Here is a 19,941-nt window from a genome sequence, read left to right as displayed (position 1 = left end):
AAGGACCCACGGCGCGGTAACAGGCCCTGAGCAAAGAGGATAAGACATGCGTTTGAACGAGGTCGTTTATTCCGATGCCAAGCCCGTTGATGGCTATGGTCCCGGTTTTTTCCGCATCGGTGGTGAGGTCTTTGAAGGCCCGCTGGTCGTGACCTCTACGGGCGTGTCTTCTTGGGGCGGCTATGACGACGTTGAGGCGCTCTTGGCGCTCAAAAATCTAGTCGATGTGATCTTTGTCGGCACGGGCGCAGAAATCGCCCATTTGCCTGCCTCCCTACGCTCCGCATTAGACGAGGCTGGCATTGGCGCTGAACCGATGTCCTCGCCCGCGGCCTGCCGCACCTACAATGTCCTATTGTCCGAAGGCCGCCGCGTCGCGCTGGCCTTGATCCCCGTCTGATGCGCCTCGCGGTCACTGATCTGGCCTGCGCGCGCGGTGGGGTTCCTGTCCTCTCTGGCGTGTCGTTCACGGTCGAGGCGGGGCAGGCACTGGTTCTGCGCGGGGCCAATGGCATCGGGAAAACCACGCTCTTGCGGACGCTTGCGGGCCTGCAACCTGCGCTGAGTGGCGAAATTGACCTGCCCGACGATCAGGCGGCCTATGCCAGTCACGCGGACGGGATCAAAGCGCAACTGAGCGTCGAAGAAAACCTGAGCTTCTGGGCTGAGGTTTACGGCAACCCCGTGCCGGACACGATTTACGAGGCCTTCGATCTGGTCGATCTGCGCCACCGCATGGCGGGCACTTTGTCGGCGGGGCAAAAACGCCGTCTCGGATTATCGCGGCTCGGTGTGATCGGGCGCAAGGTGCTGTTCCTTGACGAACCGACAGTGTCTCTGGATCGGTTTTCGGTGAACCTCTTTGCTGATTTCATTCGCGATCAACACCTGGCCAAGGGCGGTATCGCTGTAATCGCGACCCACATCGACCTTGGCCTTGATGCACCCGAATTGGACCTAGAGCCATTCCGCGCCTCGGCTGATCAATCTGGCGGCAGCGACGAGGCGTTCTTGTGATCGCGCTACTCAAACGTGATCTTTGGCTTGCTGTGCGGGCAGGGGGCGGGTTCGGCCTTGGCCTTGCGTTCTTTCTGATCGTCGTGGTGCTGATCCCCTTTGGCGTGGGGCCTGATGCTTCTGTGCTAGAGCCGATCGCGCCGGGTATCCTCTGGGTCGCGGCTCTCTTGGCCTGCCTTCTGTCGCTCGACCGTATCTTCGCGCTCGATTACGAGGATGGCTCTCTGGCTCTCCTTGCGACATCGCCGCTCCCGCTTGAGGGCGCAGCTCTGATCAAAGCGATTGCCCACTGGCTGACAACGGGGCTTCCGTTGACCCTAGCCGCGCCGATGCTGGGTGTTCTTTTGCACATGAACTCAGAAGCCTATGGCTACTTATTCATCTCACTCGCGCTCGGCACTCCTGCGTTGTCGATTATCGGCACCTTTGGCGCGGCGCTGACGGTGGGACTGCGGCGCGGTGGCCTCTTGCTGTCGCTTCTGGTTTTACCGCTATATGTCCCGACGCTGGTCTTTGGGGCCGAAGCAGTGCGCCGTGGCGCGGCCGGGATGGATGTGACGACGCCCTTTGTAATGCTGGCGGGTATTACTGCAGGGGCTTTTGCGCTATTGCCATTCGCCAGTGCTGCGGCGCTGCGGGTCAACCTGCGCTAAGACAACAAAAGGGGACATCATGTCGATCTGGGAATATGCAAACCCCAAGAAATTTATGGCCACAACGGCACCACTGATCCCGTGGATCTTTGGTGGGTCGATGTTGCTGATCGCGGTTGGCTTGCTCTGGGGTCTTTTCAACACCCCCGCAGCCGACCAGTTCGAACATTCGGTGAAAATACTGTTCGTCCATGTGCCTTCGGCCCTGATGGCGATCAATGGCTGGATGATGATGCTGGTTGCCTCGCTGATCTGGCTGATCCGCCGTCATCACGTCTCGGCGCTTGCGGCACGGGCAGCGGCACCGATTGGCGCGATCATGACCGTGATCGCATTGGCAACAGGCGCGATCTGGGGCCAACCGACATGGGGTACATGGTGGGCATGGGAGCCGCGACTGACATCGTTCCTCATCCTGTTCCTGTTCTACATCGGCTACATGGCCCTCTGGACCGCGATTGAAGACAACGACACCGCAGCCGACCTGACCTCGGTCCTTTGCATCGTGGGGTCGGTCTTTGCGGTGCTCTCGCGCTATGCGGCGATGTTCTGGGGTAAAGGTCTGCACCAAACCGCGACCTTCTCAGCTGACCGCGAAACCAACATTGATGCGTCGTTCTGGTGGCCTGCGGTGATTTCGATGCTGGGCTTTGGGCTCTTTTTTGTCGCATTGGTTTTGATCCGTACGAACACACATATCCGTTTACGGCGCGCGGATGCGCTCGAGGCGCGGGCTCGGAGGGCTGCATGATGGTCGATTTCGGTAAACACACGCTTCATATCTGGCTGTCGTATGGCGTGACGATCGGCCTCTTGGTCGCGCTCGCGCTTGTGAGCCTGAACCAGAGCCGCGCCGCGAAGAAACGACTTGATGAGGTTGAATCGAAACATGGCTAAGGTTCCGGTATTGGCAATCCTACCCCCCGTGATCTTTGCGGGGATCGCTGGGCTGTTTTTCAGCGGTATGTATTTTGGCAACGACGACAAACTCCCGTCGACCTTTATCGGCAAAGAGGCTCCGGCCCTGCCGACAGAGGCGCTTGAGGGCACCGTCCAACTGACGCCAGAAATGCTGCGGTCGGGCGAAGTGACGCTGGTGAATTTCTGGGCGAGCTGGTGCCCGCCGTGTCGTGCAGAGCATCCTGTACTGCATGAACTGGCCGAACAGGGCTACCGCATAGCTGGCGTGAACTTCCGCGATACCCAAGGCGCGGCGAGCGATTACCTTGCCGAGCTGGGCAACCCGTTTTTTGCGACGGGCTTTGACGCCACAGGGCGCGGCAGCATCGACTGGGGTGTGACCGCACCTCCGGAGACGTTCATCGTCGATGGGGACGGCACGGTGCTCTATCGGTTTGCAGGGCCCTTGATCGGCGCTGACTATGAAAGCCGGTTTTTGCCTGAACTCGAAAAGGCGCTGGGTAACTGATCAGCAGGCATAGGCCGCCATGGCGCCCCAATCGCGGGCGGCACGGCAGGCCATGCCCGACAGATCATAGCGCCACGCAGGTTCACCTATTTCCAACACGATCAAGAGGCTGAGTTCTTCGGCCTCTGACGTGTGCATTTGCGCGGTCGCAAAGTCGAACACATCGTCGATCACGCGCGACGACTGGCTGGAGACTTCGATGTCGGGGAAATATTCGGCCCGCTCCTCTGTCATGATGGACAGCGCATTGGCGGCGTTGATGTCTGCGCACCACTCTTCGGCGTCACTGCCCCAGATATTCGCCTGAACGCAGGCCCCCACAGCCATCATTTCCGCTAGACCACGACGCCAGTAGGCCGTTGTTTCCTCATGCGCGATGATAACCAACGCATAAGCGCGGTTTTCCGGCAGAGGCGGGTAGGCGTCGTCAGTAGAAAGACGCAGATGTGAGAGTTGAATATCCATCCCCCAAATCGACCACCCCCCTGTGGATTCGGCAAATCGGATTCAGGGGGTAAGCCTGTGGATAGAACCACTTAGGGGTGGGCAACCCTGTGGATAATCTGTGTATTTCATGCTGCGACCGCAAAGCGCACTTTATTCGGCCCTCTCGCCGATCTTGGCACTAAATTTGCCACGGATACTGCCGTTACAGATCATGTATAGTCACGAGGTTTTTGCGGTATGGTCGATACGCTCAGTTGGGGTTGGTACATGCCAACCCAGTTTCCGTTCCCAGAGATTCTCTCTCAAGATGTTCTTGATGAGAGCCTGAACGGTTACACGATCAACAACCCATACTACATCGAATATACCATTCGCGATGGTGACAACGACGGTGTCATAAACGACGATGACCTAGACTTGGGCCCAGTCAGGTACTTTGGCGATTATATTATCGGACCGACGACAACCCTCTACCCGCAGGAAATCGCGCTTTACACCAATTCCTCCATTGTGATGAACGGGCAGGTGATCTCTGGCCTTGCTATTGAGGTCACGTTGTTCACCGATGGCACATGGGGGTACCGCCTCATGGATACCTCGATCCCTGAGGGTCACTATTCCGCCGTCTCCTCTGTCACCATCGGCACATGGAATGGCGTTGAATATACAGGGATTTATACCACCGGCGTCGATCAGATGTTTGTCTGCTATCTCGCGGGGACAACGATCCAGACAGCGCGGGGCTGGGTGCCTGTGCAGCAATTGCGCGTGGGTGATCTGGTCGAAACCATGGATCACGGATTGCAGCCGATCCGCTGGGTGGGGCAAAACACGATCCTTGGCGTTGGGAAAAACGCCCCCGTTCGGATCGCCACGGGTGTCTTAGATAACGAAGTGCCCGTCTACGTCTCGCCCAATCACCGCCTGATGATTCACGGCCCCTTTGTTGAACTGCTCTTTGGCGAAGAGGACGTGCTCGTCGCGGCGAAACATCTCATTGATGGCGATCTCATTCGGTCAGAGCCAAGGGCGCTCGCGCATTACGTCCATTTCGCGCTCGACCAGCACGATATTGTGATGGCCGACGGTTTGCTGAGCGAAAGCCTGTTGCCCGGCCCCGAAGCCATCAAAACCATCTCTGAGGCAGATCGTGCCGCGCTCCTCGATGTGTTTCCTGTGCTGCATGGCGGGTGGGAGCATTATGGCCCTGCGGCACGTATGTGTTTGACTGCGCGCGAGGCGGAACTCTTGCGATGGGCGATGGAACGCGAGGGGCTACTCGACCGAAAATCGCCGCTGTCCCGTAGACTGGAACGTGAAACCGCCTGAGCGTATTCGCACAGACTTTACCCCTGAAAATCGTGTCCTCTGTGCAATCATGTCAAAGTCTCGCAATTCATTGATTGGAGAGTGTGATCGTGTTGCGCTAAATCGGTCTTAGGAAACGAATACGGATGTAAACATGCGACAGCTTTTGGGATCGGTGATGTGTGGCTTGGCTATGACCCTGCCTGCAGTTGCCCATGCGGATGATCATCCCCCCATTATTGTTGAATTGTTCACCTCTCAGGGCTGTTCGTCCTGTCCGCCTGCTGATGAAATTCTTGCAGAATTGGCGCAGAGCGATGATGTGATCCCACTGGCGCTGCATGTGGATTATTGGGATTACATTGGTTGGGCTGATAGCTTTGCCAATCCTGCCTTTACCGAACGCCAGAAACGCTATGCTGCCCAAGCAGGCGAGCGGACGATCTACACCCCTCAGTTTGTGATTGGCGGTGTGGATCATGTGGTTGGTGCCCACCCGATGGAACTGATGGAGCTGATGCGCCGTCATATCATCATGGCCGATGGTATTGATTTGGACCTTGAACGGTCGGGCAATACGCTGAGCCTAACGGCTGAATCTCTCCAGAGCTTTGCAACGCCTCTGATGGTGCAACTCGTGCGTTACCAGCCCAATGCGCAGGTCGATATTGAACGCGGTGAAAACGCTGGAAAAACCGTGGATTACACCAACATCGTCACGTCGTGGGACGATTTGGGCGAGTGGGACACGCGCACGCCGCTGTCGCTCTCGGTGACTATCGAAGGCGACGCGCCAGCAGTGGTGATCCTTCAGGAACCAGGGCCGGGGTTGATCGTATCGGCAGGGCGCGTGCGCTGAGGCTTCCAACGGTTATGAACCCAGAACCACTGTTCGGGGTTGGCCCTAACGCGGGTCTCTAAACGGGCGGTTGCCTCTGCCATCATCTGTTCAGGGGTCGTATATTCGATGGGCGTCTCAACGACCACGTCGAAGGTCACACCGTCAGCCTGTCGGATCCCGAAATACGGCACGAGGAGCGCATTCATCCGCAGCGCAATATCCGCGGCAGAGGTCGCGGTCATGGCGGGATGGCCGATAAAATCCAACAGCACACCGTCGGGCACGGCCACGTCAAACAGCAGCGTGCCCATGCCGCCACCACGCAGATGTTTCGCAAACCCTGCCGTGCCACGCCGCCCTTGGGCAAAGACGGGACCAGAGAGTTCGGTCATCGTGCTGGCGTAGTGATCGTTGAAATAGGCATTCTTCATCGGACGGTAGAGGCCACCAATGATGTAACCTTTGTTGGTAAGCACCTGACGCGGGGCCTCGTGATTGCCGAAATGTCCCGTGATAAACAGGATCGGGCGTCCCGCCGCGCGGGCCTCTTCGACGGCCTCCATGCCATCACCGCTGATGTCAGCACGAGCGAGGCGCTGACCGAATTCCTGCCACGAATAATTTTCGATCAGGGTGCGGCCTACGTTGTCTAGAACGCCATTGGCAATGCGGGATTTTTCGGCATCAGACATGTCAGGAAAAATCAGCGACAGGTTATCCAGCGCACGTTTGCGGTAGCCCGCGATAGGCCCAATGACCTTGCGGGTCGCAGCCCCCATCAGCGCCACGCGCCGTTCATAGGGCAAACGCATCAGCCCACCGATCATGACGCGCAAGATACGGTCAATCACCCAGTCGGCAGTCGTGCCAATGTCGCTGTCTTTGGTCTGGGCCATGTGCCATCCTGTGCGGTCTGTTCCCTCAGATAAAGGGCTGGCACCGCAATCTCAAGCAGCAGGATGGATCACGCAGCGTCCTCTCCCGTAGAAAAGAGCGTTATCTCGCCCGTTTCGGCCAATTTCTGGATCACGGCTGTCATTCGGGTCTGCGCCGCTTCACCATCGGCTTTGCGCGGGGTGCCGCGCTCCGCCATCTCATCCTTGATCTGGTCCGCCACCCGCTGCGACAGGTTCGCAAGGAGATACTCCGCCCCAGCCTCTAGCGCGCCACCCATCGCCATTGCATGGGCTAGCGCCGTCACGACATCGGCCTGATCCGCAGCACGTAGCACTTTGGGCACGTCGGGCGGGGGCAGGCGGGCAGGGATATCGGCAAAGGTAAAGATCGCCTGCCGAACTTGCGCGGTGAACACGGGATCATCGTCATGCAGATCAGACAAAAGACTGTCGCGCAGGTCGGCCCCGCTGGCCGTCAGGATTGCACCCAGATGCCGTGGGGCGGGCTGGGCAAAGGCCGTTTCGCGCGGTTTGCCATAGTCCCCAATCAAAGCGGTGCCAATGCGTAGGACGGTTTCAGGCGCCACGCCCGTGGTCAGCGACATGGTATAAGTGATGCGACGTGCCCGTTCGCCTGAAATACGGCCCAGCACTTGGGCAGCCTTATCAACGGGGAGTTTCGACAGAGTGATCGCGCAGACCTCTATCGCCTCAGCATTGACCAGAGGGAAGATTTGATCGACCTCTAGTTTGCAGATCTGCCGCCACGGGTCGGTGCCCGAGAGCTCATCGTTGAGCCGCGCTGTGGTCCCCGCGCTGAGTTGCCCCGACAGCGCATCGAGCGCGGCAGAGATACCACCGGGCCCAGTGAGGCCGAGGCGGTCCATCTCGTCGAGGAATTCGATCACCACATGATCCACCGTCGCCCGATCCACCATGCCGATATCGGCGATCTCGCGGGTGAGGGCGATTTGCGCGTCCTCTGGCATCTCAGAGAGGTTCAGCGTCTGCCCGTCCGCCATCAGATATTGCACCAAGAGCGCCGCCTTTTGACGGCGGGTCAGATGGGCAATCGGGGGGAGGTGTGATCCATCGGGCATTGTGGTGTCCTTTCCGCCCCAAGATCAGCCAGAAAGGTGAAAAAACAATTAGCCCAAATGAAAAGGGGGCCCGAAGGCCCCCGATCCGATTATGCGCCGAACACACGTTTGAAGATCGTGTCCACGTGTTTGGTGTGGTAGTCCATGTCGAACTTTTCGTTGATCGCATCAACACCAAGCGCGTTCACAACATCCTCGTCGGCAAGCAGTTGTTCACGGAAATCAACGCGGTCTTCCCATACTTTCAACGCGTTACGCTGAACCATGGAATATGCGTCTTCGCGCGATACGCCTGCTTGGGTCAGGGCCAACAGAACGCGCTGCGACATCACCAGACCTGGGAATTTGTTCATGTTATCCAGCATGTTCTGCGGGAAGATGAGCATTTTATCGACAACGCCGGTCAGACGGTTCAGTGCGAAATCGAGGGTGATGGTGGCATCTGGACCAATCGCACGCTCAACGGAAGAGTGCGAAATATCGCGCTCGTGCCAGAGGGCGACGTTTTCCATCGCAGGAATAACCGACATGCGAACCAGACGCGCCAGACCCGTCAGGTTTTCGGTCAGAACAGGGTTCTTTTTGTGCGGCATCGCGGATGAGCCTTTTTGGCCCATCGAGAAGAACTCTGCGCCCTCAAGAACTTCGGTGCGCTGCATGTGACGGATTTCGATAGCCACGTTTTCGATTGAGGACGCAATCACGCCGAGCGTTGCAAAGAACATCGCGTGACGGTCGCGCGGGATCACTTGGGTGCTGATCGGCTCTGGGTTCAGACCGAGTTGCGCGCAAACGTGTTCTTCGACGCGGGGGTCAATGTTTGCGAAGGTGCCGACAGCGCCGCTGATGGCGCCTGTTGCGATCTCTTCACGAGCGAGTTTCAGACGCGCGAGGTTGCGGTCCATCTCTGCGTAGAAGCGGGCAAAGGTCAGACCCATGGTGGTCGGCTCTGCGTGGATACCGTGGCTGCGGCCAACACGAACGGTGTTCTTATGTTCCATCGCGCGTTTTTTCAGCGCGGCGAGCAGGGCTTCCATGTCTTTGATCAGGATGTCAGAGGCGCGAACCAACTGAACGTTCAAGCAGGTGTCGAGAACGTCAGAAGAGGTCATACCTTGGTGAACGAAACGGGCCTCTTCGCTGCCGACATGCTCCGCAAGGTGTGTCAGGAATGCGATCACGTCGTGTTTGGTGACGGCTTCGATTTCGTCGATACGGGCGACATCAAACTCTACGTCTTTGGCTTTCCAAACGGCATCCGCGTTTTCGCGGGGGATCACGCCCAGATCGGCCATGGCGTCACAGGCGTGTGCCTCGATCTCGAACCAGATTTTGAATTTGGTTGCAGGTTCCCAGATGGAGACCATTTCAGGGCGGGAATAGCGAGGGATCATTGGCAGCGGCCTTTCGTCGGTGGAAAGTTTCACGCGCCTCATACGATGCATGACGTGTCGTAACAAGAGCAGCACAGCCATAACTGGTGGGCAAAAGGCCGCTAGGGTGCCAGGGCTATGCCCTTGGCGCATTGAACTCGGGGGAATGATGCGTCAGGACTATAGGCGAAACCCGCCGAGATGGGGCGAGAGGATCGATGCGTAGTGTTCTGAAATTCATAACGTTTCTAGGTGTGGCGCTCTTGGCGTTCACGCACCTTGGGACGTGGATTCCGCTGGCCGATTCCTTGTCTTTGGGGCGCCCCGTGTTGCTGGCGTCTGGATTGGTGATTGTCATTGCCCTGTTGTTTTTTGGCCTAAAGCGGTGGGCGGCCGGTGTCTTGGTCGCGGTGATCGCCTCTGGCGTGGTCACATGGGGCGATTTCGCGGGCGGTGCGCTGCGTGGAACGGGGCCTCTGACGCTCTATCAAAAGAATATGCTGTGGAACGGTGCCACGCCCGAGGCAATCTTGACCGATATCCTGTCGACAGATGCGGATTTCGTAACGCTGCAAGAAACGTCGTCGATCAATCAAATCGTTCTCGACGGGCTAGAGGAACGGTTTCCCTATCGCCTTGCCTGCGCGAGCCAAGGGAACGGCGGTATTGCCCTCCTGTCCCGTTACCCTCTGACGCCATCTGGCGCGGGCTGTAGTCTGGGCAGCGGCATCGTCATTGCCCAAGCCGACGTGCCAGAGATCGGTCAGATCTGGGTCGGGTCGGTCCACCTCAACTGGCCTTACCCCTTTACCCAAGCGTCGCAGGTCCCAAAAATCCTGCATGGGCTAGAAAGCCTAGACGGTCCGATCGTGATCGCAGGCGATTTCAACATGATCCCTTGGGGCAGTTCCGTTCGGCGGATCGCTGAAACGGCGGGCACTGTGCGGGTTGGAGGCTATTTGTCCAGCTTCCCCGGGTTTGGTGCCCATTTGCCCTTTGCCATTGATCACACGTTGATCCCACGTGGCTGGCAGGGGGCTGTCGATATTCGCCCCTTGGCGGGGTCGGATCATTATGGTCTGGTGCTGTCATTCGGACCCTAGGACCCGCCATGACGCCCATTCTCCAAGACCACTTGCCCGACGAACAACGCGCTGTTGCTGCTGCGCGTTTACCATCTATGCGACCTGTCACTGGGCCGTGGATCACGGTTGATAGTGCCTACACGGGTCAATTGGGTGAAAAGGCCCGCCTGATGCGCGACCATCGCGCGGCTGTCTGCGGTGTCCTGCCCGAGGCCGAAGAGGCGGTGTCTGAACTCCTCGACGTGATCTTGGCCGAATTGCCATCGGTGGGGTTCACGGTGACGGCAGATCAGGTGACGCGCCCCGATGGGCAGGTCGTCACCATCGACCGCAATGATCCCTTCCTGACCCTGTCACAGCTGGTCCAAGAGGACCTGTGCCTCTTGCAAAAACAGGGCGACGAACATGTGCTGACGGCGGCATTGCTGTGTTTCCCTGCCGCGTGGACCTTGGCCGAGAAAATCGGGCGTCCGCTCTTGCGCATCCATGTGCCCGTGCCGTCCTACACCGAAGATATCGGCAAGCGCGTGCAGCGTTTGTTTGATGGGGCGCAGCCCCTGCGACCGATGTGGCGCGCGAACCTGCACAGCTATGAGGACGCGACGCTATTCCATGTCCGCAGCGAATCGAACCCGCGGCCGTATACGGACATCAATCCGCTCTATGAACGCAGCGAACGGCAGACCGTCATGCGGCTGCCGAAAACGGGCGCGGTTCTCTTTGCGATCCACACCACCATGGTTGCGATTTGATTAGGGGTTGAGGGTCGTTTTGATCCGCTCCAACAGCGCGGACACCCAATTTTTATGAGAGATCGGTGTTTGCCGAGACACAAGGCCAGCCTGATGAGGTAGGCGCATCTGCGGCTTTGGCTGGGCAGACGCCGGAATGTGGTTCGGCTTGGGGGCAAGGTAATCTTGGGCACTCTTAAACATGATACTGGACCTGAAAACTGGTTCACTCACTCACAGCATCTCAACTTATAATGGCAAAATCAGGGCAAAGACATGAAATTGTCGTGGGACCGTTCCAGTAAAGCAAAAGGGCGCCCGAATGGGACGCCCTCTCGTTTGTCTGACGACTGCTAAGATTAGCAGCTGTAGTACATTTGGTATTCGACCGGGTGCGGGGTGTGCTCGTAAGCATAAACCTCGTTCCATTTCAGGTCGATGTAAGCCTGAAGCTGGTCTTTGGTGAACACGTCGCCTGCAAGCAGGAAGTCCATGTCTTTTTCCAGCTCTTCCAGAGCTTCACGCAGCGAACCACATACGGTCGGGATTGCTGCCAGTTCTTCTGGCGGCAGATCGTAGAGGTCTTTGTCCGAAGCAGCGCCCGGATCGATTTTGTTTTTGATGCCGTCGAGGCCAGCCATCATCAGAGCTGCGAAAGCGAGGTAGGGGTTCGCTGCCGGATCTGGGAAGCGAGCTTCTACGCGTTTTGCTTTCGGCGATTCGGTCCACGGAATACGGACACAGCCCGAACGGTTGCGTGCGGAGAATGCGCGCAGAACAGGAGCTTCGAAGCCCGGGATCAAACGCTTGTAGGAGTTTGTCGACGGGTTGGTCAGCGCGTTCAGTGCTTTTGCGTGGGTCAGAATACCACCGATGAAGTACAGCGCGTCTTGCGACAGGTCAGCGTATTTGTCGCCTGCAAAGAGCGGCTTGCCGTCTTTCCAGATGGACATGTTTACGTGCATGCCAGAACCGTTATCGCCAGCCATCGGCTTGGGCATAAAGGTTGCGGTTTTGCCGTAGGACGCAGCCACGTTGTGGATGATGTACTTGTATTTCTGGATGTTGTCGGCTTGCTCGACCAGACCACCAAAAATCATGCCCAGCTCGTGCTGACAGGTCGCCACTTCGTGGTGGTGTTTGTCAACTTTGATGCCGATGCGCTTCATGGTGGAGAGCATTTCGCCACGGATGTCCTGCGCTTCGTCGATCGGGTTCACAGGGAAGTAACCGCCCTTGTGACCTGCACGGTGTGCGAGGTTGCCCATTTCGATTTCTGCGTCGGTGTTCCAAGCAGCTGCTTCAGCGTCGATCTGGTAAGATACTTTCGCCGGAGTAACCGAGTAACGAACGTCGTCGAACAGGAAGAATTCAGCTTCTGGGCCGAAGTATGCAGCGTCACCAATGCCCGAGGACTTCAGGTAAGCTTCTGCTTTTTTCGCGATTTGACGTGGGCAACGGTCATAGGCTTCGCCAGTGTCCGGCTCAACAACGTCACAGTGGATCGCGATGGTTTTCTCAGCGTAGAACGGGTCCATGTAAGCAGAGGACGAATCCGGCATCAGTTTCATGTCGGACTGGTCGATCGACTTCCAGCCAGCAATCGACGAACCGTCGAACATGAAGCCTTCTTCGAGGAAGTCTTCGTCAACCAGATCAGAGACGATCGTCACGTGCTGGAGCTTACCCTTCGGGTCGGTGAAGCGAACATCGACGTACTCAACGCCTTCGTCCGCGATTAGTTTAAGAAACTCTTGGTTGTTCATCCCTGATTCCTCTTGAGGTGAAATTTTTCAGTGAATTACAGCGCGTCGTCGCCAGATTCACCGGTGCGGATACGGATCGCTTGTTCGACAGGCGATACGAAGATTTTACCGTCGCCGATCTTGTCGGTTTTGGCAGCGCCGATGATGGCCTCAATGGCAGCATCGACTTGATCGTCGGCAAGGACGACCTCGATTTTTACTTTCGGCAGGAAGTCCACAACGTATTCAGCGCCGCGGTACAGCTCTGTGTGGCCTTTCTGACGACCAAAGCCTTTGACTTCGATCACGGAGAGACCTTGTACGCCAGCGTCCTGCAGGGCTTCCTTGACCTCATCCAGTTTGAACGGTTTGATGATCGCCTCGATCTTTTTCACGGACGCGACTCCCTTCGCTTTGGTGTTCCTTCGGCGTCAGACCATGTCTGCACGGCAGGCACAATCGGGTAGGCTGACGCAGCCTATGCCTTTGGGATGATTCCATAGGGTGTGATTAAAAATTGTGCAATATGCGCGCTTAGTGCGCAGTTTGAAAACTTTTGGTGCTGAAACGATGATCGAAGTCCTGACCTCTGCTCAAATGCGCGCCACTGAAGGCGCTGCGATGTCATCTGGCCGTGTCACAGGCCTCGAACTGATGGAGCGTGCGGGGCAGGGCGTCGTCGAGTCCATTTTGCGCAAATGGCCTACGCTGGCTGCTGCGCCTGATCTGGCTGTTGTTTTGTGCGGTCCGGGGAATAACGGCGGCGATGGTTTCGTCATCGCGCGGCTTTTGGCAGAGCGCGGGTGGGAGGTCGCCTGTTTCTTTGCAGGCGATGCGGCGCGTTTGTCTGATGATGCCCGTGCGAACCATGACCGTTGGGCTGCGATGGGGCAGGTGCGGCCTTGGGCTGATTTGGGTGCGGCCTTGCGGGGCTGGGGCGATGATCACCATCCTGCGCTGTGGATTGATGCGGTATTCGGAACGGGCCTTTCACGAGCGGTAACAGGTGAGATCGCAGAGGGGTTCCGCGCCTTATCCGTTTGGCCTGCCGATCTGGCCTATGCAGAGGGTGGGAAGTGGGTGGCCGTCGATCTGCCCAGTGGCTTGGATGCGGACACAGGCCAATCGCACCTGACCCAAGATGCGCGGATTTTCTATGACCTTACGGTGAGCTTTCACCGCGCCAAACTTGGTCATCACCTGACTGTGGGGCCTGACCTTTGCGGTGAACTCGTGATCGCGGACATCGGCATAACGACGCCCTGTCCACAGGCGGTCCGTTTTTCCGAACCCCGCCGATCCTCGCTCAAAGGTGGGCTACGGCGATTGACGCATAAATATAGCCACGGTCACGCGCTGATCCTCGGTGGGCCTGCGGGTAAAACGGGTGCGGCACGACTGGCGGCGCGGGCGGCGCTGCGGGCGGGGGCAGGGTTGGTCACGATCGCGGTGCCACGTGACGCCATGTCAGAATACGCAACCCATGAAACGGCTGTGATGCTGGTGCCTTGCGACACGCCCGAAGACCTAGCAGCTATAGTAGAGGACAAACGCTACGACAGTCTCTGCATCGGTCCCGCGTTCGGCGTCGACCGTGCGGCGGCGTTTTTACCCACGGTCTTCGCGGCTGAACGGTTCACAGTGATTGATGCGGATGCACTGACGGCTTTGGCGTCGGATGCCACGCTGATGAGGGCACTCCATCCCCTCTGCGTTCTCACCCCGCATGGCGGTGAATTTGCACGGCTGTTTCCTGACCTCATCGATCACCCGTCGAAAATCATCGCGACTGAAGAGGCCGCGGCGCGCACTGCCTGCACTGTTCTCTACAAAGGGCGCGATACCGTTATTGCAGCGCCCTATCGTCAGACGGTCCTAAATGCGGCGACCTATGAGAATGCGACCCCTTGGCTCGCGACGGCTGGGGCGGGGGATGTGCTCGCGGGGATTATCACGGGGATCAAGGACGTAGAGACGGCGGCTTGGCTCCACACCGCTGCGGCCCGTCATTTTGGCGCAGGGCTGATTGCTGAGGATCTACCAGAGGCGTTGCCCGCCGTATTCCGCGACTTAGGCCTCTAAAACGAAAACGCCGCCCAAATGGGGCGGCGCATCAAAACCATGTGGTGCGGATCAGACAGCGGCTGATCCAACCTCCATCCCGTCTGCATAAAGGATGTGCTGACGGTCAAAGACCAGTTCGAACATCATCACCGACTGAGGTTCGGATCGTGTGATGTATTCGCCATCGATCAAACGCTCTGCGCTCACCATCGCGGTCGCTTGACCATAAAGAGCCTGCGCACGCCAATCCCGAATGTGGATCGGTGTCTGCGCAAATACGGCCATGTCGCGGTCGGGGCGGGTGTTGCCCAGCGTTCCTGCCTTAATGCGGATCATCTCTGCGGTTACAGTGAATGCGCGAACTTCGCGGAGGATCGCCATGCCAGAATCGCGCGTAATCACGCGATCACCAGCGGCAAGCGTCTCAACAGGGAGTTCCCCATCCAGCGTCAAAAGGGAGGTGCCGGCCACAAGGCCAGTCAAATTGCGAACGCCCACGGCTTGCGCCGGGCGAATCTCGATATCAGGGTGCATGGCGGTTCCCGCTCTTGCTGTGTCTGCCTCAATTGCTAGGCAGGTTAAGCAAGCATTGGGTTAACACCAGTCAAAAAGCACCCCCGGCTGCCCATATGCGCCGATTGTTAACCTTTTGGACACACTTTATGCGTGTTTACATACATTTAATACGTGTGCATTTTTCGCTGGAAGCCCGCGCAAGGCTTTGCTAGACCGCCTGTCAGAGCGGGTGTGGCGAAATTGGTAGACGCACTAGATTTAGGTTCTAGCGCCGCAAGGCGTGGGGGTTCAAGTCCCTCCACCCGCACCACAAATCCTGAATAAACTGACGATGTTAGATTGGCCCTTAGTCGATCGTCTCAGCCTGTTCAGGGCCTTATTTTCCCGAATTCGACGGACTTCCCCAGAATGGACCCGAAAAACATCCTGATGGAATAGGGAGGAATGTGCCATTTCGCCTTGCATGGGGCGCTATGCCCCAATAGAAGGACGGCTGATTTAGGGTGGCCGCCGTCGTGCGGCCTGAACGAGACGTAAAAGGACGCATACGATGCAGGTCACCGAGACCCTCAACGAAGGCCTCAAGCGCGGCTACACAATCACTGTAACCGCTGCAGAGCTCGACGCAAAAGTAAACGAAAAGCTCATCGAAGCTCAGCCCGACATTGAAATGAAGGGTTTCCGTAAGGGCAAAGTCCCGATGGCTATGCTGAAAAAGCAGTTCGGCCCGCGTGTTCTGGGCGAAGCGATGCAAGACGCAATCGACGGCGCGATGAACAACCACCTCGAAACTTCGGGTGACCGTCCGGCAGCACAGCCGGAAATGAAAATGACCAACGAGAACTGGAAAGAAGGCGACGACGTTGTTGTCGAAGTTTCCTACGAGCGCCTGCCGGACATTCCGGAAGTCGACTTCTCTGACGTGAAACTGGAGCGTCTGGTTGTCAAAGCTGACGACGCATCGATCACCGAAGCTCTCGAAAACCTCGCGAAAACCGCGAAATCCTTCGAAGACAAAGACGGCGCTGCAGAAGACGGCGACCAAGTTGTCATGGACTTCGTTGGTAAAGTTGACGGCGAAGCGTTCGAAGGCGGCGCAGCATCTGACTACCCGCTAGTACTCGGCTCGAACTCCTTCATCCCTGGCTTTGAAGCTGGCCTCGTTGGCGTAAAAGCTGGCGACGTGAAAGACGTAGACGTCTCCTTCCCTGAGGAATACGGCGCTGAAAACCTCGCTGGTAAAGCGGCTGTTTTCACCTGCACCATCAAAGCTGTTAAAGCAGCGAAAGACGCAGCGATCGACGACGAACTGGCAAAGAAATTCGGTTCCGAAGACCTCGCTCAGCTGAAAGCACAAGTCGCTGAGCGTCTTGAAGCTGAATACCAAGGTGCAGCACGCGCAGTTGCGAAACGTTCGCTCCTCGACGCGCTGGACGGCAAAGTTGAATTCGACCTGCCGGAATCGCTGGTTAACGCAGAAGCAGACCAGATCGCTCACCAGCTGTGGCATGAAGAAAACCCAGAAGTGCACGATCACAACCACGGTTCGATCGAAGCAACCGACGAGCACAAAGCTCTTGCTGCGCGCCGCGTAAAACTGGGTCTGTTCCTTGCTGAAATCGGCAACAAAGCAGAAGTCAAAGTCTCTGACGCTGAACTGACCCAAGCGGTCATGAACCAAGCACGTCAGTACCCGGGTCAAGAGCGTCAGTTCTTTGAATTCGTTCAGCAGAACGCTCAGTTCCGTCAGCAGCTTCAGGCTCCGATCTTCGAAGACAAAGTTGTCGATCACATCTTCTCGGTCGCTGCTGTGACTGACAAAGAAGTGTCGAAAGAAGACCTCCAGAAAGCTGTTGAGGCTCTGGAAGAAGAATAATCAGCGGTTCATCCCTGATCAAAAGGCGCCCTTCGGGGCGCCTTTTTCGTTTGTGCGACGAAAAAACTGACCTCAAGAGGTTTATCCACTTGGATAACAGGCCTAGGCTTGAGGGAGTTTTAGTCTCAACCAAGGATTTGAACCATGAAGCAATATCTTCTCTCTGTTTTAGCGGTGTTTGGTTTGTCGACGGCTGCGATGGCGTGTCCTGACTATTCCCAGTGGGGCGACAGTTATTCGGTAACGGGTCCCCAAATGCGCAGCCCTGTTCGTTTCAACGTTGTTGCTGGCGGTGAAAACTACATTTGGAACTGTCCGAACGTGCGTCCGGGAACGGATCAAGGGGCAGGGTACTTTACCACGGCGCCAGATTTCACGTTCGATATGAGCGGCATGTCTGGCCTACGCCTAGAAATCAGCGTCATCAGCAAATGTGACAGTGCGCTGTTGATCAACACGGCATCTGCCAACTGGTATTACGATGACGATGACAACGGCAATATGGACCCCAAGATCGTGCTGACACGGCCTCTGGACGGCTATCTCGACGTTTGGGTCGGAACCTATGACGGGGATTACTGTGATGCGATCCTAGAGCTGGAAACTTTCCGCCGCTGATCACCACATAAGAAAAAGGCCGCAGATTGCTCTGCGGCCTTTCTATTTGGTCTGACGGAAACCTTAGAGGTCTTCGTCGGAGTCCGCAGCAGCGCCACCAACGTCGTCGAACAGTTCGGCGATCTCGTCAGCTGCAGCTTGCTCTTCTTCAGCAGCCAGTTCCTGGATCGATTTACCCGATGCCTGGATCTCAGCTTCTTCTGCAGAGCGTGCAGCGTTGATGGTGATGGTTGCTTCAACTTCAGGGTGCAGAACAACGGTTACGCTGTGCAGGCCCAGTTCTTTGATCGCGCCTTGCAGGACAACCTGCTTGCGGTCGATCGAGAAACCACCAGCGGTCGCAACTTCGGCGATGTCACGCAGGGAGACAGAACCGTAGAGAGCGCCCGAATCCGAAGCGGAACGAATCACAACGAACTGCTGACCGTTGAGGGTTGCAGCCAGTGCTTCGGCTTCTTTTTTGGTTTCGAGGTTGCGTGCTTCGAGCTGAGCTTTGTCAGCTTCGAATTTCGCTTTGTTTGCTTCGTTAGCGCGCAGAGCCTTGCCGGTAGGCAGAAGGAAGTTGCGAGCGTAGCCGTCTTTCACGGATACGACTTCGCCCATCTGGCCGAGTTTGGCAACGCGTTCGAGAAGGATAACGTCCATTGATATGACTCCTTACTTCACAGCGTAGGGCAGCAGAGCCAAGAAACGTGCGCGTTTGATGGCTTGTGCCAGTTTGCGCTGGTTCTTGGATCCAACAGCGGTGATGCGTGCGGGAACGATTTTGCCGCGCTCAGAGATGTAGCGCTGCAGAAGGCGAGTGTCTTTGTAGTCGATCTTCGGAGCGTTCTCGCCCTCGAACGGATCGGACTTACGACGACGGAAAAATGGTTTGGTAGCCATGACTTAATGTCCTTTCCTGATCAACTTAGCGACGTTCGCGGCGTTCGCCACGGTCACCGCGTTCGCCACGCTCACCGCGGTCGTCACGCTTTTGCATCTGAACCGACGGACCTTCTTCATGTGCATCGACCTTGATGGTCAGGATACGCATAACGTCGTCGTGCAGGCGCATCAGGCGTTCCATCTCTTGAACAGCCGACGACGGTGCATCGGTGCGCAGGAAAGCGTAGTGGCCCTTGCGGTTTTTGTTGATCTTGTAGGCCATCGTTTTGACGCCCCAGTATTCGCTTTCGATGACTTTGCCACCGTTGTCAGCAAGCACTGTCGAGAAGTGTTCGACGAGGCTTTCAGCCTGTGCGTTCGACAGGTCCTGACGCGAAATGAAAACATGCTCGTATAGCGGCATGTGCACTCCTGTTTTTATTCAGCGCATTTCATAGGGTGGCAATGAGATCTTTCCGCCTCCACCCACGAGAGACTGCGCAGTTCTAACGAATTGCGGAAAGATGGGGCCTTATACAGGCAGCGACCCCAAAGGCAAGTGTGGAATGACACTCTCTTTATATACGCACCAGCGCGGGGCAGTGGGATCGTGTCAGGCGTGAATATGAGAAAGTCAAAACAACGTCAGGGCATCGCCTGTTTTTCGCCACTTTTGGTCTACAAGGTTACAACCATAGGGTAAAAAGGTGCTACAATGAACGCGCTGACAACTGATAGATTATTCCACAACGGGGCAATTGAGGTTCCGATGGGCTATAGCAAGGCGGATTTTATGCTCGCTGACACGTATTGGGGTTATGTCATTCGGTCGCTTGAGGGGCCGTCGCCAATGGTGAAAACCCTACAGGCCGTTGCGCTGTTTGTCGGGGTGGTCTTCGCTCTGGCTGCGGTGGGTCTGTGGCTCATGCCGTCGAGCATTGTGTCAGATGGCGTTGAGGTTATCAAAATTGGCCTGACCGTATTCCTCGCCGTCTTGTCAGCCTTTTGTTTCCGCTACGCGACCCGTGGCGCTGAGGTCGAACTGGAGTTTGACACCAATGTCCGCGAATTGCGCGAGGTTGTCCGTAACCACGCGGGTCGGCCCTCGCTCATCGGGCGCTATGATTTCAAATCCTTCAGCGGCCTGTTCATCGACCGTGAGCGCGGCGAAAAAGGTCACGGTGCACTCATGCTCCGCTATCGCAATTCGACCACGCTGCTAGAGGTCGCCTATGGTCCGCTCCCTCGGATTGAGGCGCTGCGCGATCGTCTGGGCAAAGACCTGATCGCCATTCCTGCTTAATATTTCAAAGCATTTTCTGAAACGGGCGGCCCATCGGGTCGCCTTTTTCGTTTTTACGAATTCTTGTGATGT

25 protein-coding genes and 1 tRNA gene are annotated in these 19,941 nt (G+C 57.0%); 15 read left to right on the top strand and 11 right to left on the bottom strand.

From position 1 onward, the window contains the following. Positions 1-46 precede the first annotated feature (46 nt). The 6 genes from BSK21_RS07920 to BSK21_RS07895 are packed head-to-tail and all read left to right on the top strand — an operon-like array spanning position 47 to position 3,099. Complete coding sequence (locus BSK21_RS07920; protein WP_067545741.1) at positions 47-400, top strand: Mth938-like domain-containing protein; 354 nt, start codon at positions 47-49, stop codon at positions 398-400. Next, positions 400-1,017 (top strand): heme ABC exporter ATP-binding protein CcmA, encoded by a 618-nt coding sequence (gene ccmA, locus BSK21_RS07915; RefSeq protein WP_067545738.1) that lies wholly within the window; start codon positions 400-402, stop codon positions 1,015-1,017. Before BSK21_RS07920 ends, ccmA begins: the two co-directional genes overlap by 1 nt. Next, positions 1,014-1,670: a heme exporter protein CcmB gene (ccmB, locus tag BSK21_RS07910; RefSeq protein ID WP_067545735.1), complete on the top strand. Its 657-nt coding sequence runs from the start codon at positions 1,014-1,016 to the stop codon at positions 1,668-1,670. Before ccmA ends, ccmB begins: the two co-directional genes overlap by 4 nt. A 19-nt stretch (positions 1,671-1,689) precedes the next feature. Next, positions 1,690-2,421, top strand: a complete 732-nt coding sequence (ccmC, locus tag BSK21_RS07905; RefSeq protein WP_067545733.1) for a heme ABC transporter permease CcmC — start codon at positions 1,690-1,692, stop codon at positions 2,419-2,421. Next, positions 2,418-2,567: a heme exporter protein CcmD gene (gene ccmD, locus BSK21_RS07900; RefSeq protein ID WP_082959355.1), complete on the top strand. Its 150-nt coding sequence runs from the start codon at positions 2,418-2,420 to the stop codon at positions 2,565-2,567. The genes ccmC and ccmD overlap by 4 nt, the downstream gene beginning before the upstream one ends. Then, complete coding sequence (locus BSK21_RS07895) at positions 2,560-3,099, top strand: DsbE family thiol:disulfide interchange protein (protein ID WP_067545728.1); 540 nt, start codon at positions 2,560-2,562, stop codon at positions 3,097-3,099. Before ccmD ends, BSK21_RS07895 begins: the two co-directional genes overlap by 8 nt. Here BSK21_RS07895 and BSK21_RS07890 read toward each other — a convergent pair whose 3' ends face one another. Then, positions 3,100-3,564 carry a hypothetical protein gene (locus tag BSK21_RS07890; protein ID WP_067545725.1) on the bottom strand — a complete coding sequence of 155 codons (465 nt, stop codon included), beginning with the start codon at positions 3,562-3,564 and terminating at the stop codon, positions 3,100-3,102. It lies immediately after the preceding gene. Positions 3,565-3,783: 219 nt separating this feature from the next. Between BSK21_RS07890 and BSK21_RS07885 the strand changes: the two genes are divergently transcribed. Together BSK21_RS07885 and BSK21_RS07880 are read left to right on the top strand one after the other, a co-directional pair. Beyond that, positions 3,784-4,875, top strand: a complete 1,092-nt coding sequence (locus BSK21_RS07885) for a Hint domain-containing protein (protein ID WP_082959354.1) — start codon at positions 3,784-3,786, stop codon at positions 4,873-4,875. Between the two features lie 133 nt (positions 4,876-5,008). After that, a complete protein-coding gene (locus BSK21_RS07880; RefSeq protein WP_067545719.1) occupies positions 5,009-5,713 on the top strand; it encodes a thioredoxin family protein in 705 nt (234 codons plus the stop codon). Here the strand turns inward: BSK21_RS07880 and BSK21_RS07875 are convergent. From BSK21_RS07875 to purB, 3 genes are all read right to left on the bottom strand, one after another. Beyond that, positions 5,665-6,591 carry a lysophospholipid acyltransferase family protein gene (locus tag BSK21_RS07875; RefSeq protein ID WP_067545716.1) on the bottom strand — a complete coding sequence of 309 codons (927 nt, stop codon included), beginning with the start codon at positions 6,589-6,591 and terminating at the stop codon, positions 5,665-5,667. The genes BSK21_RS07880 and BSK21_RS07875 overlap by 49 nt on opposite strands. Before the next feature lie 68 nt (positions 6,592-6,659). Then, on the bottom strand, positions 6,660-7,691 hold the full coding sequence (locus BSK21_RS07870) for a FliG C-terminal domain-containing protein (protein WP_067545713.1): 1,032 nt from the start codon (positions 7,689-7,691) through the stop codon (positions 6,660-6,662). An 89-nt stretch (positions 7,692-7,780) separates the two neighbouring features. Beyond that, positions 7,781-9,085 carry an adenylosuccinate lyase gene (purB, locus tag BSK21_RS07865; protein WP_067545710.1) on the bottom strand — a complete coding sequence of 435 codons (1,305 nt, stop codon included), beginning with the start codon at positions 9,083-9,085 and terminating at the stop codon, positions 7,781-7,783. 197 nt (positions 9,086-9,282) lie between these two features. Here purB and BSK21_RS07860 point away from each other — a divergent pair, with 197 nt between their 5' ends. Next, positions 9,283-10,167, top strand: a complete 885-nt coding sequence (locus BSK21_RS07860; protein ID WP_067545707.1) for an endonuclease/exonuclease/phosphatase family protein — start codon at positions 9,283-9,285, stop codon at positions 10,165-10,167. An 8-nt stretch (positions 10,168-10,175) separates the two neighbouring features. Next, the gene (locus tag BSK21_RS07855; RefSeq protein ID WP_067545704.1) at positions 10,176-10,901 is read left to right on the top strand and encodes a DUF3445 domain-containing protein; all 726 of its coding nucleotides are present in this window, start codon (positions 10,176-10,178) and stop codon (positions 10,899-10,901) included. Here BSK21_RS07855 and BSK21_RS07850 read toward each other — a convergent pair whose 3' ends face one another. The 3 genes from BSK21_RS07850 to BSK21_RS07840 form a co-directional block, all read right to left on the bottom strand. Then, a complete protein-coding gene (locus BSK21_RS07850) occupies positions 10,902-11,084 on the bottom strand; it encodes a hypothetical protein (RefSeq protein ID WP_067545701.1) in 183 nt (60 codons plus the stop codon). Positions 11,085-11,239: 155 nt separating this feature from the next. Next, positions 11,240-12,646: a type I glutamate--ammonia ligase gene (gene glnA, locus BSK21_RS07845; RefSeq protein WP_067545698.1), complete on the bottom strand. Its 1,407-nt coding sequence runs from the start codon at positions 12,644-12,646 to the stop codon at positions 11,240-11,242. Between the two features lie 35 nt (positions 12,647-12,681). Further along, positions 12,682-13,020 (bottom strand): P-II family nitrogen regulator, encoded by a 339-nt coding sequence (locus BSK21_RS07840; RefSeq protein ID WP_067545695.1) that lies wholly within the window; start codon positions 13,018-13,020, stop codon positions 12,682-12,684. A gap of 151 nt (positions 13,021-13,171) precedes the next feature. Here BSK21_RS07840 and BSK21_RS07835 point away from each other — a divergent pair, with 151 nt between their 5' ends. After that, entirely contained in the window at positions 13,172-14,707 is a 1,536-nt protein-coding gene (locus tag BSK21_RS07835; RefSeq protein ID WP_367638959.1) for an NAD(P)H-hydrate dehydratase, read from the top strand. Between the two features lie 51 nt (positions 14,708-14,758). On the opposite strand, the gene BSK21_RS07830 is transcribed toward BSK21_RS07835, so the two are convergent. Next, complete coding sequence (locus tag BSK21_RS07830) at positions 14,759-15,223, bottom strand: Hint domain-containing protein (RefSeq protein ID WP_067545692.1); 465 nt, start codon at positions 15,221-15,223, stop codon at positions 14,759-14,761. 207 nt (positions 15,224-15,430) lie between these two features. Between BSK21_RS07830 and BSK21_RS07825 the strand changes: the two genes are divergently transcribed. The 3 genes from BSK21_RS07825 to BSK21_RS07815 all read left to right on the top strand — a co-directional run bounded on the left by BSK21_RS07825 (position 15,431) and on the right by BSK21_RS07815 (position 17,699). Continuing rightward, positions 15,431-15,515 (top strand) — tRNA-Leu (locus BSK21_RS07825). Positions 15,516-15,755: 240 nt separating this feature from the next. Beyond that, positions 15,756-17,081: a trigger factor gene (gene tig, locus BSK21_RS07820; RefSeq protein WP_074038992.1), complete on the top strand. Its 1,326-nt coding sequence runs from the start codon at positions 15,756-15,758 to the stop codon at positions 17,079-17,081. A 144-nt stretch (positions 17,082-17,225) separates the two neighbouring features. Continuing rightward, positions 17,226-17,699, top strand: coding sequence for a hypothetical protein (locus BSK21_RS07815; RefSeq protein ID WP_067545689.1), 474 nt, complete (start codon positions 17,226-17,228; stop codon positions 17,697-17,699). Between the two features lie 63 nt (positions 17,700-17,762). Here BSK21_RS07815 and rplI read toward each other — a convergent pair whose 3' ends face one another. Genes rplI through rpsF form a run of 3 tightly spaced genes read right to left on the bottom strand, consistent with a single transcriptional unit; the run spans position 17,763 to position 18,990 of the window. After that, complete coding sequence (gene rplI, locus BSK21_RS07810; RefSeq protein WP_067545686.1) at positions 17,763-18,344, bottom strand: 50S ribosomal protein L9; 582 nt, start codon at positions 18,342-18,344, stop codon at positions 17,763-17,765. 12 nt (positions 18,345-18,356) lie between these two features. Beyond that, entirely contained in the window at positions 18,357-18,584 is a 228-nt protein-coding gene (rpsR, locus tag BSK21_RS07805; RefSeq protein ID WP_067545682.1) for a 30S ribosomal protein S18, read from the bottom strand. A 25-nt stretch (positions 18,585-18,609) separates the two neighbouring features. After that, entirely contained in the window at positions 18,610-18,990 is a 381-nt protein-coding gene (gene rpsF / locus BSK21_RS07800; RefSeq protein WP_067545679.1) for a 30S ribosomal protein S6, read from the bottom strand. 291 nt (positions 18,991-19,281) lie between these two features. Here rpsF and BSK21_RS07795 point away from each other — a divergent pair, with 291 nt between their 5' ends. Then, positions 19,282-19,869, top strand: a complete 588-nt coding sequence (locus BSK21_RS07795) for a hypothetical protein (protein ID WP_067545676.1) — start codon at positions 19,282-19,284, stop codon at positions 19,867-19,869. Positions 19,870-19,941: the final 72 nt, after the last annotated feature.

The sequence above is a fragment of the Marivivens sp. JLT3646 genome (assembly GCF_001908835.1).
Classification (GTDB): domain Bacteria; phylum Pseudomonadota; class Alphaproteobacteria; order Rhodobacterales; family Rhodobacteraceae; genus Marivivens; species Marivivens geojensis.
The sequence above is the reverse complement of the archived record's forward strand: the minus strand, read 5'-3'. Positions and strand labels throughout refer to the sequence as shown.

Coding starts and splice junctions, on each gene's coding strand:
- BSK21_RS07920 (WP_067545741.1), top strand. CDS start 47: ATGCGTTTGAACGAGGTCGTTTATTCCGATGCCAAGCCCGTTGATGGC.
- ccmA (WP_067545738.1), top strand. CDS start 400: ATGCGCCTCGCGGTCACTGATCTGGCCTGCGCGCGCGGTGGGGTTCCT.
- ccmC (WP_067545733.1), top strand. CDS start 1,690: ATGTCGATCTGGGAATATGCAAACCCCAAGAAATTTATGGCCACAACG.
- ccmD (WP_082959355.1), top strand. CDS start 2,418: ATGATGGTCGATTTCGGTAAACACACGCTTCATATCTGGCTGTCGTAT.
- BSK21_RS07895 (WP_067545728.1), top strand. CDS start 2,560: ATGGCTAAGGTTCCGGTATTGGCAATCCTACCCCCCGTGATCTTTGCG.
- BSK21_RS07890 (WP_067545725.1), bottom strand. CDS start 3,564: ATGGATATTCAACTCTCACATCTGCGTCTTTCTACTGACGACGCCTAC.
- BSK21_RS07885 (WP_082959354.1), top strand. CDS start 3,784: ATGGTCGATACGCTCAGTTGGGGTTGGTACATGCCAACCCAGTTTCCG.
- BSK21_RS07880 (WP_067545719.1), top strand. CDS start 5,009: ATGCGACAGCTTTTGGGATCGGTGATGTGTGGCTTGGCTATGACCCTG.
- BSK21_RS07875 (WP_067545716.1), bottom strand. CDS start 6,591: ATGGCCCAGACCAAAGACAGCGACATTGGCACGACTGCCGACTGGGTG.
- BSK21_RS07870 (WP_067545713.1), bottom strand. CDS start 7,691: ATGCCCGATGGATCACACCTCCCCCCGATTGCCCATCTGACCCGCCGT.
- purB (WP_067545710.1), bottom strand. CDS start 9,085: ATGATCCCTCGCTATTCCCGCCCTGAAATGGTCTCCATCTGGGAACCT.
- BSK21_RS07860 (WP_067545707.1), top strand. CDS start 9,283: ATGCGTAGTGTTCTGAAATTCATAACGTTTCTAGGTGTGGCGCTCTTG.
- BSK21_RS07855 (WP_067545704.1), top strand. CDS start 10,176: ATGACGCCCATTCTCCAAGACCACTTGCCCGACGAACAACGCGCTGTT.
- BSK21_RS07850 (WP_067545701.1), bottom strand. CDS start 11,084: ATGTTTAAGAGTGCCCAAGATTACCTTGCCCCCAAGCCGAACCACATT.
- glnA (WP_067545698.1), bottom strand. CDS start 12,646: ATGAACAACCAAGAGTTTCTTAAACTAATCGCGGACGAAGGCGTTGAG.
- BSK21_RS07830 (WP_067545692.1), bottom strand. CDS start 15,223: ATGCACCCTGATATCGAGATTCGCCCGGCGCAAGCCGTGGGCGTTCGC.
- tig (WP_074038992.1), top strand. CDS start 15,756: ATGCAGGTCACCGAGACCCTCAACGAAGGCCTCAAGCGCGGCTACACA.
- BSK21_RS07815 (WP_067545689.1), top strand. CDS start 17,226: ATGAAGCAATATCTTCTCTCTGTTTTAGCGGTGTTTGGTTTGTCGACG.
- rplI (WP_067545686.1), bottom strand. CDS start 18,344: ATGGACGTTATCCTTCTCGAACGCGTTGCCAAACTCGGCCAGATGGGC.
- rpsR (WP_067545682.1), bottom strand. CDS start 18,584: ATGGCTACCAAACCATTTTTCCGTCGTCGTAAGTCCGATCCGTTCGAG.
- rpsF (WP_067545679.1), bottom strand. CDS start 18,990: ATGCCGCTATACGAGCATGTTTTCATTTCGCGTCAGGACCTGTCGAAC.
- BSK21_RS07795 (WP_067545676.1), top strand. CDS start 19,282: ATGAACGCGCTGACAACTGATAGATTATTCCACAACGGGGCAATTGAG.